This window comes from Pseudomonas sp. P5_109 (assembly GCF_034009455.1).
GTDB lineage: Bacteria > Pseudomonadota > Gammaproteobacteria > Pseudomonadales > Pseudomonadaceae > Aquipseudomonas.
On sequence record NZ_CP125380.1, the window covers coordinates 6,327,979 to 6,339,628 of the forward strand.

The 11,650-nt window shown below is 61.3% G+C and carries 10 protein-coding genes; 1 reads left to right on the plus strand and 9 read right to left on the minus strand.

Features of this window, described 5'->3' with window-relative positions; genetic code table 11:
- Positions 1-44 precede the first annotated feature (44 nt).
- From QMK54_RS28250 to QMK54_RS28275, 6 genes are all read right to left on the minus strand, one after another.
- A complete protein-coding gene (locus tag QMK54_RS28250) occupies positions 45-869 on the minus strand; it encodes an ABC transporter permease (protein ID WP_007980200.1) in 825 nt (274 codons plus the stop codon).
- Between the two features lie 12 nt (positions 870-881).
- Entirely contained in the window at positions 882-2,129 is a 1,248-nt protein-coding gene (locus QMK54_RS28255; protein WP_007980201.1) for an ABC transporter permease, read from the minus strand.
- Positions 2,130-2,308: 179 nt separating this feature from the next.
- The gene (locus tag QMK54_RS28260; RefSeq protein ID WP_223589918.1) at positions 2,309-3,352 is read right to left on the minus strand and encodes a polyamine ABC transporter substrate-binding protein; all 1,044 of its coding nucleotides are present in this window, start codon (positions 3,350-3,352) and stop codon (positions 2,309-2,311) included.
- 48 nt (positions 3,353-3,400) lie between these two features.
- Complete coding sequence (locus tag QMK54_RS28265; RefSeq protein ID WP_008051639.1) at positions 3,401-4,525, minus strand: ABC transporter ATP-binding protein; 1,125 nt, start codon at positions 4,523-4,525, stop codon at positions 3,401-3,403.
- 318 nt (positions 4,526-4,843) lie between these two features.
- A complete protein-coding gene (locus QMK54_RS28270; protein WP_181432025.1) occupies positions 4,844-5,497 on the minus strand; it encodes a response regulator transcription factor in 654 nt (217 codons plus the stop codon).
- Between the two features lie 101 nt (positions 5,498-5,598).
- Positions 5,599-7,995: a PAS domain S-box protein gene (locus QMK54_RS28275; RefSeq protein WP_320401660.1), complete on the minus strand. Its 2,397-nt coding sequence runs from the start codon at positions 7,993-7,995 to the stop codon at positions 5,599-5,601.
- Positions 7,996-8,068: 73 nt separating this feature from the next.
- Between QMK54_RS28275 and QMK54_RS28280 the strand changes: the two genes are divergently transcribed.
- Positions 8,069-9,058, plus strand: a complete 990-nt coding sequence (locus tag QMK54_RS28280; RefSeq protein WP_320401661.1) for an alpha/beta hydrolase family protein — start codon at positions 8,069-8,071, stop codon at positions 9,056-9,058.
- A gap of 124 nt (positions 9,059-9,182) precedes the next feature.
- Here the strand turns inward: QMK54_RS28280 and QMK54_RS28285 are convergent, their stop codons facing one another.
- The 3 genes from QMK54_RS28285 to QMK54_RS28295 are packed head-to-tail and all read right to left on the minus strand — an operon-like array spanning position 9,183 to position 11,639.
- Positions 9,183-9,950, minus strand: a complete 768-nt coding sequence (locus QMK54_RS28285; protein ID WP_110659295.1) for a DnaJ domain-containing protein — start codon at positions 9,948-9,950, stop codon at positions 9,183-9,185.
- Between the two features lies 1 nt (position 9,951).
- Positions 9,952-10,623, minus strand: coding sequence for an N-acetylmuramate alpha-1-phosphate uridylyltransferase MurU (gene murU / locus QMK54_RS28290; RefSeq protein ID WP_320401662.1), 672 nt, complete (start codon positions 10,621-10,623; stop codon positions 9,952-9,954).
- The gene (locus tag QMK54_RS28295) at positions 10,620-11,639 is read right to left on the minus strand and encodes an aminoglycoside phosphotransferase family protein (protein ID WP_110659297.1); all 1,020 of its coding nucleotides are present in this window, start codon (positions 11,637-11,639) and stop codon (positions 10,620-10,622) included. The genes murU and QMK54_RS28295 overlap by 4 nt, the downstream gene beginning before the upstream one ends.
- Positions 11,640-11,650: the final 11 nt, after the last annotated feature.

The following is an 11,650-nucleotide window of genomic DNA, read 5'->3' on the forward strand; positions in this document are numbered from 1 at the left end:
CTTTCGCGAGCAAGCCCGCTCCCACATTTTTACCGGGTTCGGCTTCAGACCTGCGCGGTACGCAGTTTCTCGCTACGCCCACGCAGCCATTCCAGGGTCAGCAGCAGGATCACCGAGAAGGCAATCAGCAGCGTCGCGGCGGCGGCGATGGTCGGACTGAGGTTCTCGCGGATACCGCTGAACATCTGCCGTGGCAGGGTCGCTTGCTCGGGACCTGCGAGGAACAGCGTCACCACCACCTCATCGAACGACGTCGCGAAGGCAAACAACGCCCCCGAGATCACGCCCGGGGCAATCAGCGGCAAGGTCACCCGGCGGAACGTAGTCAGCGGCGAAGCGCCCAGGCTCGCGGCGGCCCGTACCAGATTGTGGTTGAACCCCTGCAAGGTCGCCGACACGGTAATGATCACGAACGGCACACCCAACACCGCATGCACCACGATCAGCGAGAAGAAGCTGTTGCCCAACCCCAGCGGTGCGAAGAACAAGTAACTGGCCACACCGATGATCACCACCGGCACCACCATTGGCGAAATGACCAGCGCCATCACCAGCGCCTTGCCAGGGAAGTCGCCACGGGTCAGGCCAATGGCCGCCAACGTACCGAAGACCATCGCCAGCACCGTGGCCGCCGGGGCGACGATGATGCTGTTCTTCAGGGCGCGCATCCATTCCGCCGAAGCGAAGAAGTCGTGATACCACTGCAGCGAGAAGCCCTGCAGCGGGTACACCAGGAAGCTGCCGGAGTTGAACGACAGTGGAATGATCACCAGCACCGGCAGGATCAGGAACAACAGAATCAAGCCGCAGAGAATCCGCAAGCTGTAGAACCACACCCGTTCGATGGGCGACATATAAGGACTCAGCATTTCGTTCTCCCCTTAGCTCAGGCGCAGGCGGCTCGCGCCCACCAGCCAGCTGTAAATCAGATAAAGCACGACTGTCGCGAGCAACAGCAGCCCACCGAGTGCGGTCGCCATACCCCAGTTGATGCTGGTGTTGGTGTAGAAGGCGACGAAGTAGCTGACCATTTGATCGTTCGGGCTACCCAGCAAAGCCGGGGTGATGTAGTAGCCGATGGCGAGGATGAACACCAACAGGCAACCGGCGCCGACACCGGCATAGGTCTGCGGGAAGTACACCCGCCAGAAGCTGGCGAACGGATGGCAGCCGAGGGAAATCGCGGCGCGCATGTAGGTCGGCGAAATGCCTTTCATCACGCTGTAAATCGGCAGGATCATGAACGGCAGCAGGATGTGCACCATCGAGATGTAGACACCGACGCGGTTGAACACCAGCTCGATCGGCTTATCAATGATGCCCATGGCCATCAGGCCGCTGTTGATCAACCCGCCCGATTGCAGCAACACGATCCACGCCGCGACCCGAACAAGGATCGAGGTCCAGAACGGCAACAGCACCAGGATCATCAGCAGGTTGCTCTGCCGCGACGGCAAGTTCGCCAGCAGGTAAGCCAGTGGATACGCCAACACCAGGCAGATCACGGTGATGATCAGGCCCATCCAGAAGGTGCGAGCGAAGATGTCGAGGTAGATCGCCTGATCCGGGGTGGCCGGGGCGATTTCGCCGAGGTCGTCGATGCGATGATCGACGGCCGCCAGCAGGTAATACGGAGTGATGCTGCTGGTGTTGCGGCGCACCGCTTGCCAGTAGGCCGGGTCGCCCCAGCGCTCATCGAGACCTTCCAGCGCTTCTTTATAAGAAGCCGGCTCAGTGGCGAGCGGCAAGGCGCGGGCGGTTTTGGTCAGCAGGCTGCGGTAGCCGGCCAGTTCCATGTTCAGGCGCTTGGACAGATCGCCCAGGGTCTGATTCTTGCGAGCCTCGGCGAGGTCTTCGGCCGCTGCTTTGTAAACCGGTTCAGCGGGCAGGCCGCGGCCGTCCCAACTGGCGATGGCCGTCACGGTGCGCGGCATGCCGCCGACCACTTCCGGATTGCCAACGCTTTTGTAGAGCAGCGCCACGATCGGCACCAGGAACACCAGCAACAGAAACAGCACCAGCGGCGCGATCAACGCCTGGGCCTTCCAGCGGTTGACCCGCTCGGCGTGCTTGAGCCGCTGCTTCAAGGTGGGGCTGGTGCCCTCGTTCAGGGGAACGGCGATAGCCATGACGTACTCCGGGAATCTTTGATCGTTACAGAGATGGGAAACCACCTCGATCGTTATTGTGGGAGCGGACTTGCTCGCGAAGGCGGAGTGTCAGTCAACAATGATGCTGAAGGTGCTGACGTCTTCGCGAGCAAGCCCGCTCTCACAGGTGGGGCAAGCCCACCATTACAAGGTTTTGCTTATTTCGCAGCCCAGGCATTGAAGCGCTGTTCCAGTTGCTCGCCGTTGTCAGCCCAGAAGCTGACGTCGATCTGCACCTGGTTGGCGATGTTTTCCGGGGTGGTCGGCATGTCTTTCAGGACATCCTTGGCCAGCAACGGTACGGCTTGGGTGTTAGCCGGGCCGTAGGCGATGTTTTCCGAGTAGGTCTTCTGCTGCTGTGGCTGTACCGAGTAAGCGATGAATTTCTTCGCCGCTTCAGCACGCTTGGCGTCCAGGCCTTTTGGAATGGCCCATGCGTCGAAGTCGTAGATGCCGCCGTTCCACACCACTTTCAGATTGCTTTCTTTCTGCACGGCTGCGATACGACCGTTGTACGCCGAGCTCATGACCACGTCACCGGAGGCGAGGTATTGCGGCGGTTGTGCGCCGGCTTCCCACCACTGGATGTTCGGCTTGAGTTCATCGAGCTTCTTGAACGCGCGGTCCTGACCGTCTTTGCCGGCCAGCACTTTGTAGACGTCTTTGGGCGCAACGCCGTCGGCCATCAGTGCGAATTCCAGGGTGTACTTGGCGCCTTTACGCAGGCCACGCTTGCCCGGAAACTGCTTGGTATCCCAGAAATCCGCCCAGCTGGTCGGCGCGGTTTTCAGCTTGTCGGCGTTGTAGGCCAGCACGGTCGACCATACGAAGAAGCCCACGCCGCAAGGCTGGATGGCGCCCTTGACGTAGTCTTCGGTCTTGCCGAACAACGCAGGGTCCAGTTGCTCGAACATGTCTTCGTCGCAACCACGGGACAGTTCTGGCGATTCAACCTCTACCAGATCCCAGGACACGCTCTTGGTGTCGACCATGGCCTTGACCTTGGCCATTTCGCCGTTGTACTCACCGGCCACGATCTTGCCGTTGCCTGCCGCTTCCCACGGTGCGTAGAAGGCTTTGACCTGAGCCGCCTTGTTCGCCCCGCCAAAGGACACCACGGTCAGGTCCGGGCCGGCCGCCATTGCGTGTGCCGCGCCCATCATGCCCAGTGCCAAAGCGGTGAATTTCAGGGATCTCAACATTTATTGTTCTCTCCACGTGCAGGGTTGGTGTTGGTATTGCCGGGGCGATCAGTTCGCCTCTAGAAGCGGATCGAGTGCACGAACGTGCTCGACCTGCCAGCCAAGCGGTACCACGTCGCCGACCGCAAGCGAGGGATCAAGCTCGGCAATCGGTTGTTTCACGAAGAAGTCGGTCTTGCCGCAGACTTCCATGCGCACCCGGACGTGGTCGCCCAGATAGATGAATTCCTCGACCCGCCCGGAGAAGCGGTTGACGCATTGGTCGCTGGAGCCATTGAGGCTCACTCGCTCCGGACGAATGGACAGGGTCACCGGCTCGCCGGTCTGGCCGACGTTGACCGCCAGGGCTTCGACTTTTTCACCGCGTCCGAGCTCGACAATGCAACGGTCGCCGGTTTGGCTGTGCAGTCGGCCATTGAGGCGGTTGTTCTCGCCGATGAAGTTGGCGACGAAGGTGTTTTTCGGCTCTTCATAGAGAGTGCGCGGCGGCGCGATCTGCTGGATTTCGCCCTGATGGAACACCGCCACACGGTCGGACATGGTCAAGGCTTCGCCCTGATCGTGGGTCACGTAGACCACGGTGACGCCCAGGCGCTGGTGCAGGTGCTTGATTTCCATCTGCATGTGTTCACGCAGTTGTTTGTCGAGTGCGCCGAGGGGTTCGTCCATCAGCACCAGTTGCGGCTCGAACACCAGCGCGCGGGCCAATGCCACACGCTGTTGCTGACCGCCGGAAAGCTGCGCCGGGTAGCGCTGGGCAAAGGCATCGAGCTGGACCATGCTCAGCACGCGCTTGACCCGCGCACTGACGTCGCTCTTGTTCATGCCGCGCACGGTCAGCGGGAACGCCAGGTTCTCGGCCACCGTCATGTGCGGGAACAATGCGTAGTTCTGGAACACCATGCCGATGTCGCGCTTGTGCGGCGGCACGTTGTTGATGGCGCGCCCGGCCAACAGGATCTCGCCCGCGGTCGGCGTTTCAAAGCCGGCGAGCATCATCAGGCTGGTGGTCTTGCCGGAACCGGACGGCCCGAGCAACGTGAGGAATTCGCCTTTGCGAATGTCCAGGTTGAGGTCCTTGACGATCAGGTTCTCGCCGTCGTAGCTCTTCTGCACTCCACGAAAGCTGACCAGAACATCATTGGCCCCTGCGCTTGAATCAACCTGGCTCATACCCACACCTTTGTTATTGATGACTGCTGTGGGATTAAGCCTAGTGGACGCTGGGGACCGCGCAAATCGGGGGGCAAGAGAGATTCGCCTCAGCCGGATGGAAGGCTGGGGGTAGGGATTGCCCTACAAGGATGGCGCGTTTTGGCAAATGCACGGGCAGCGCTCAGCTACAAGCCGTAAGTAATGGCAAAAGCGGTTGTTCGGCATGTCGTAAATGGATATGGCGTCGCGTTATCCCTGTAGGAGCCGGCTTGCTGGCGATAGCGACCTCAAGAACGCCATCGCCAGCAAGCCGGCTCCTACAGGGGATCAGCGGTATCAGAGGAGTTTGTGCTCCATCGCGTACTTCACCAGTTCCGCCAGCGAGGTGATGTTGAGCTTTTGCATCAGCCGCGCCTTGTGGGTGCTGATGGTCTTGCTGCTCAGCGCCAGTTGCTGGGCTATGTCGTTGACGTTGGCGCCCTGGGCCAGGCGCTCGAACACGGAAAATTCGCGCTCGGAGAGCAACGAGTGCAATGGACGCGAGTCGGTCAGGCCGACCTCGAAAACCATGCGGTCGGCCAGTTCCGGGTCGATGTAACGCCCGCCTGCCGCCACCTTGCGAATGGCCGTCAGCAGCAGCGCCGGGTCGCTGTCCTTGGTCGCATAACCCGCCGCCCCAACCTTGAGTGCCCGGGCAGCCATCTGTGCTTCGTCGTGCATCGACAACACCAGGATCGCCGGCGGATTGTTCAGGGCGCGAATCCGCGGAATGGCTTCCAGGCCGTTGACGCCCGGCATGGAGATGTCCAGCAACACCACTTCGCAGGGCACATGACGCAAGGTGTCGAGTAACTGCTCGCCATTGCTCGCCTCCCCCACCACCAGCAAGTCCTTGGCCAGGCCGATCAACTGCTTGATGCCTTCACGGACGATGGTGTGGTCTTCGGCTACCAGTACACGGATCACGTTCTTCTCCAGATTCAAGATCATTCGCGAGCAAGCCCGCTCCCACAGGGGATTTGTGAGCAACTCAACGCCAATGTGGGAGCGGGCTTGCTCGCGAAAGCGTCGGTACAGTCAACCCAACCTGTTCAGGCAGCATCCAGCGGCACTCGCACACTCAGGCTCGTGCCCTCACCCGGCTCACTCTCCAGCGACAACTCACCACCCATGATCAACACCCGCTCACGCATTCCGACAATCCCAAAGGACGTTGGCCTGCCAGGCGCAGCGACAAATCCTACGCCATCATCGGCAACAGTCAGGCACAACTCGTCGCCTTCCAGCGCCAGTGTCAGTTCGACAGTATGCGCCTGGGCATGGCGCATGACATTGGTCAGCGCTTCCTGAAGGATTCGGAACAGGCCGATGGCCTTGGCGTCGCTGAGCACCGGCAGATTGTCCGGCACCTGCACCAGGCACGGAATCTGCGTACGCGCCTCGAAACGCCGAGCCTGCCATTCGATGGCCGAGGCGATACCGGCATCGAGAATCGGTGGGCGCAATGCGGTCGCCACGTCGCGAACCAATTGGAACAGTTGAGCGATCAGGCGCTTCATGCTGCCAAGGCGCTCGTTAAGGCCGGGATCCAGTTGTGCGTAAGCCAGTTCGCACATGGAGGTTTCCAGTTTGAGCACGGTCAGCATCTGGCCCAGTTCATCGTGAACTTCCCGGGCGATGCGCGCTTTTTCTTCTTCGCGCACGCTTTCCAGGTGCGCGGACAACTCACGCAGTTGTGCCCGGGAGCTGGCCAGTTCAAGTTCGACGCGCTTGCTCTCGCTGATGTCCCAGACGATGCCGTCCCAGACATAGGCGCCGTCTTCCAGCTGACGGGTGATGGCCTTGATTTCCGCCCAACGCTGCTCGCCCTGACGCGTAAGGATTCGCCCCTGCCACGACCAGTCGCTGTCGGTATCCAGCGCATGATCCTGGGTCTGGTGATAGCTGGCCTTGTCATCCGGATGCACAAGGCTGCGCAGCCCTTTGTCGCGATGCGCCAGCGTGGCCGGCGAGTAACCCACCAGGCTTTCGCTGCCTTCGCTGATGTAGGCAAAGTCGATCTGGCCGGTCACCGGCGCCCGTTCCAGCCGGAAAACCAACCCCGGAACGTTGGCGGCGATGCCTTGCAGCCGTGCCTCGCTTTCCTGCAAGGCCGCCAGGGCGCGGCGCCGCTCGGTGACGTCGTTGAGGTAAACCACCAGGTATTCGCCATCGCGAAAGCGCAGAAAGCTCAACGAGACATCGGCCGGCAGAATGCTGCCATCGGCGCGCACGCAGTTGGTTTCGAAGCTTTGCGGACCGTCCTCACTGGATCGGGCGCGCTTCCACAGATTGAGCCAGCGGTCCATGTGCAGGCCGGGTTCGAAATCGATCAAGGGCCGATCGATGATCCCGCCGGGCGGGTAGCCGAGCATGCCTTCCGCCGCACGGTTGGCGTAGCGCACGTGACTGTCCCAGTTGACCCAGAGGATGCCGACGGTGCTTTGATCGATGGAAAACTGGGTGAGCCGCAACGCCTCTTCGCTGGCGGCGCGCAAGGCAATGTCTTCCTGCGCAGCCATCAAGCGCTGCTCCAGGTTGTGCTGCTGGCGACGCTGCCAGAACACGATGGCCATGCAACTCAACGCCAGCACGACCAGCAACAGGCAGAGGTTCTGCCAGAACCCCGGGGACTCGGTGAGCCGCGGATACTTGGGTTGCAGCCATTGATTGTGCAGTTGCTCCAGATCCTTGGCCGGGATCGCCCGCAAAGCACTTTCGACGATGCCCGCCAGTTCCGGTTTGTCACGCCGCGTGGCCACCCGCAACAGCTGCGGCAAGCCGACATCCCCCACCACTACCAATCCGGTGAACTCCGGTTCGACGGACAGGCGCCCCAATTGCGCCTCATCGACCACCGCATAAGCCGCCTGCTGGCCAGCCAACAATTGCAATGCCTGGCGTTCCATCGGGACGCCTTGCAAATTCAGGTGCGGATAGTTGCTGTGCAGGTAATCGGCGATGGCGCTGGGCATGCGCACGGCGACGCGGGTCTGGCTGTCGAGCTTTTCCAGTTCGACCGCCCCGGCGCTTTTCTGGTCGCTGACCACCAGTTGCGGTACTCGCATGTAGGGGTCGGTAAATTGCCAGAGGCGCAACCCGCCAGGGGTTTGGGTCAGCCCGGGGGCAATGTCGATTTCGCCCTCGCGTGCAGCCGCCTCAAGTTGTTCAAGGTCGGGAAAGTTGCGCCAGCTCAGTTCGACGTTGAGAGTCTTTGCCAGCCACTTCATCAAGTCGACATTCACCCCGGACAGGCGCTGCAAGCGGCGATCGTATTGCGCATAGGGCGCCTGCAACACCAGGCCGACGCGCAACTCGCTCTGTTGCGCCAGCCAGTGCTGTTGCTTCGGGGTCAACTGGGCAACGTGCGCCGGGGGCACGGCCGCCGCCCAGCCCATCAAGGGAAACCACAAACAGCCGATAACCCACAGGCAGCGAAAACGCATCATTGAACTCTCACACACTGACAAACACTGACCAACCCATTAGGCTGCCGGAACCACTTCTGGCCTGGAATATCCGATGCTCCCTGTCTATCGCCTGGCACTGCCAGCATTGTGCCTGTCGTTGATCCTGCCTTGCGCTTTTTCCGTCGAGGCGGCCGACCCGGCGCCTGCCGCAGCGGACAAAACCACCGAAGAAAAACCGCTCGAACGTCAGCCGCTGCCTGAGCGTAGTCAGGAAGAAGCGACTGCACTTGAGCGAAAAATCCCGGTTCAGGAACAGCAGCAACTGCAAGCGGGCACCGACACGTTTCTGGCCTTGTGGAAACCCGCCAATAGCGCCGAACCCAAAGGCGCGGTGATTATCATCCCGGGCGCCGGCGAAAGCGTTGACTGGCCGCAAGCAGTCGGTCCTTTGCGGCGTAAATTGCCGGACGCCGAGTGGAGCAGCCTGAGTATCACCTTGCCCGACCTGCAAAGCGATGCCATTGCACCACGAGTCGTGGAGGCCGCGCCGGCGCCCAAGGCCCCCGAGACCGCGAGCAAAGACTCGACCACCGCGGCCCCCATCGAACAGGTGGCCGGTGGCGAGGCCGATGTGGCCGACAAGGCCATCGTCGAAAGTACCGAAGAACAGTCCAAGGCAGATGCCGAGCGCATTTTTTCCCGGATCGACGCCGCGATCGCGTTCGCTGAACAGCAAAGCGCACGCAGCATCGTGGTGCTGGGGCATGGCACGGGCGCTTACTGGGCGGCGCGCTACCTGAGCGAGAAACAGCCGTCGCAAGTCGAAAAGCTGATGATGGTTGCCGCGCAGACACCGGTGACGGCGAAACCGGAACTGGCGGAGCTGACCCCGACTTTGAAGCTGCCGACCGCCGATATCTTCTATAACGACAAAGTGCTGGATCGCAACGCGGCGCTGGCCCGTCTGCAGGCCAGCAAGCGCTTGAAGTCATCGGCATTCAGCCAGGTTTCGCTCAAGGCGTTGCCGGACAACAAGGCAGAGCAGGAACAATTGTTCCGGCGGGTGCGGGGCTGGTTGAATCCGCAGAACACGGCGGACTGATAGACCGAGTCGCCTCATTCGCGAGCAAGCCCGCTCCCACACTGAAACTTCTAACGCCCAAGATCCAGTGTGGGAGCGGGCTTGCTCGCGAAGGGGCCATCACATCCAACGCATACATTCCTGACTAGCGAAAATCCCGCCGCTCCCGAATCAGCGTATAGGCGCTATGCAGCTCACGCGTTCGCTCTGTCGCCTCACGAACCTGCAAAGCCGTCGCCCCACTGCCGGCAATCTTGTCCGGGTGATGGCGACTGAGCAGGCGCCGGTAAGCACGCTTGATCTGCGCCGGTTCAGTGGTGGCCGACACCCCCAGAAGCCTCAAGGCGTCCTGATAACTTGGCACACTGTTGCCCACGGGCCGCTTCTGCGGTTCATAGTCATGAGCCAGCGCCTGTACCTGATAGGTCGTCCAGCCCAGCCACTGGCCCCATTGGCCGATCAGCTCGCGCTCACTGCTACCGGCCCGACCATCGGCCCATACCATCCGCCAACAGGCGCGCAACACGCCTTCTGCCGCATGGGGTTGGGCACTCAGGCGACGCAGATAACCGCGCAACCGGTCGCGGCCCGACTTGCCGCGATTGAACGCGGCAATCGCACGACGCTGGGCCGGCCCGGACATGTCCAGCGCGCGCATTTCCGCCCGGGCCTGATCAATGTGCCCGGCCATCACCTGGCCGTCGCACTTGGCCAGGCGCCCCAACAAGACAAACAGTAATTCATCGTTACGCAATACCGGGCGACCGCCCAGCTTTTCCCGCAACTGCCCCCAGCTCTGCAGGTGCAAGCGCCGATCCAGCGCCTGCCCCAACAACGCGCCAAGAATGGCCCCCGGAATGCTGGCTATGGCAAAACCCGCTCCGGCTCCGATCAGAGTCCCTGGCCACAGCATGTCAGCGGCTCGCTTCTATTAATGCTTCAACTTCGGCCAGACGCTCGTGGGTGCCGACATCCACCCAGTGCCCCCTCAATTGCTCGCCGGTCACTTGACCGTCGGCCATGGCCTTGCGCAACAGCGGTGCGAGCTTGAAGGCCCCCGCCGTGCAACCGTCGAACAATTGCGGATGCAACACGGCGATACCGCTGTAGGTCAGGGTGGCGGCCTGCGGCTGACCGTCGTGCACCTGGTTTCCGACCAGGCTGAAGTCCCCCGCCGGATGATGCGGCGGGTTGCCGGCCAGGACCAGATGCGCCAAGCCATTGATGGGCTGATGCAGCACGCTGAAGTCGTAATCGGTCCAGATGTCGCCATTGACCACGACAAACGCTTCATCCCCCAACAACGGCAGCGCGCGGAAAATCCCGCCGCCGGTTTCCAGGGGCTCACCTTCCGCCGAGTACTGAATGCTCACGCCATAGCGCGAACCATCGCCCAGGTAGTCTTCGATCTGTTGGCCCAGCCAGGCATGATTGATCACGATGTCGGTGAACCCGGCGGCGGCCAGCGCTCGCAGGTGATATTCGATCAGCGGTACGCCACCGGCACGCACCAACGGTTTTGGCGTGGTCAGGGTCAGCGGGCGCATGCGCTCGCCTTTGCCCGCGGCCAGAATCATTGCCTTCATGCTTTCACTCCGGCACGCAGACTGGCCAGCAGTACATCCAGCTCGGCCAGTTCAGGGCGGCGAGCAATTACCGCCTCTATATAGGCAAAGAAACGCGGCACATCACCCAGATAACGCGGTTTGCCGTCGCGATGGCAGATGCGCGCGAAAATACCGATGACCTTCAGGTGACGTTGCACGCCCATCAAGTCGCTGGCACGCAGGAAGTCCTCGAACTCGGGTTGAACCGCAATTCCGAGGGCGCCCGCTTGTTGCCAGTAGCTTTCGAGCCAGGCGTGCACTCGCTCTTCGGGCCAGCTGAGGAAGGCGTCCTTGAACAGGCAGGTCACGTCGTAGGTCACCGGGCCATACACCGCATCCTGGAAATCCAGCACACCGGGGTTGGGCTCGCTGAGCATCAGGTTGCGCGGCATGTAGTCGCGATGCACCAGGACTTTTGGCTGTGCCAGGGCGCTGTCGATCAACAGATCGCTGACCTGCTGCCAGAGCACTTGCTGCGCCGCGTCGAACTCGATGCCCAATTCGCGCTTCACGTACCACTCGGGGAACAGCTCCAGTTCACGACGCAGCAACGCCACGTCATAGCTCGGCAGTGGCGCAACCATCGGCAACTGCTGGAAAGCCAGCAACGCTTGCAGGGCATCCTTGAACAAATCGTCGGCGTTTTCGCTGTCGATGACGTCCAGATAGGTCTTGTTGCCCAGGTCATTGAGCAAAAGAAAACCGCGCTCGAGGTCTTCGGCGTAAATTTTCGGCACATTTATTCCGGATTTCGCCAGCAAAAAGGCGATATCCACGAAGGGTTTGCAGTTTTCCTGGGGCGGCGGCGCGTCCATCACGATGAAACTTTTGCCACCGCCTTCCCAACGGAAATACCGCCGGAAACTCGCGTCGCTACTGGCCGCAGTCAATGTGGCCGGGGGGACGGCGCCCCAGCCCTGCTCGGCAAAAAGGGTCGCCAATTGTTCATCGAGCCAAACTTTCAGGTGTTGCAAGCGTACATCTTGATCAGGCATTGCAAGGGTCT

Excerpts from the sequence above, each read along its gene's own strand:
- QMK54_RS28265 (WP_008051639.1), bottom strand. The coding sequence starts at position 4,525 with ATGAGCCAGGTTGATTCAAGCGCAGGGGCCAATGATGTTCTGGTCAGC.
- QMK54_RS28285 (WP_110659295.1), bottom strand. The coding sequence starts at position 9,950 with ATGCTGTGGCCAGGGACTCTGATCGGAGCCGGAGCGGGTTTTGCCATA.
- QMK54_RS28260 (WP_223589918.1), bottom strand. The coding sequence starts at position 3,352 with ATGTTGAGATCCCTGAAATTCACCGCTTTGGCACTGGGCATGATGGGC.
- QMK54_RS28280 (WP_320401661.1), top strand. The coding sequence starts at position 8,069 with ATGCTCCCTGTCTATCGCCTGGCACTGCCAGCATTGTGCCTGTCGTTG.
- murU (WP_320401662.1), bottom strand. The coding sequence starts at position 10,623 with ATGAAGGCAATGATTCTGGCCGCGGGCAAAGGCGAGCGCATGCGCCCG.
- QMK54_RS28275 (WP_320401660.1), bottom strand. The coding sequence starts at position 7,995 with ATGATGCGTTTTCGCTGCCTGTGGGTTATCGGCTGTTTGTGGTTTCCC.
- QMK54_RS28250 (WP_007980200.1), bottom strand. The coding sequence starts at position 869 with ATGCTGAGTCCTTATATGTCGCCCATCGAACGGGTGTGGTTCTACAGC.
- QMK54_RS28270 (WP_181432025.1), bottom strand. The coding sequence starts at position 5,497 with ATGATCTTGAATCTGGAGAAGAACGTGATCCGTGTACTGGTAGCCGAA.
- QMK54_RS28295 (WP_110659297.1), bottom strand. The coding sequence starts at position 11,639 with ATGCCTGATCAAGATGTACGCTTGCAACACCTGAAAGTTTGGCTCGAT.
- QMK54_RS28255 (WP_007980201.1), bottom strand. The coding sequence starts at position 2,129 with ATGGCTATCGCCGTTCCCCTGAACGAGGGCACCAGCCCCACCTTGAAG.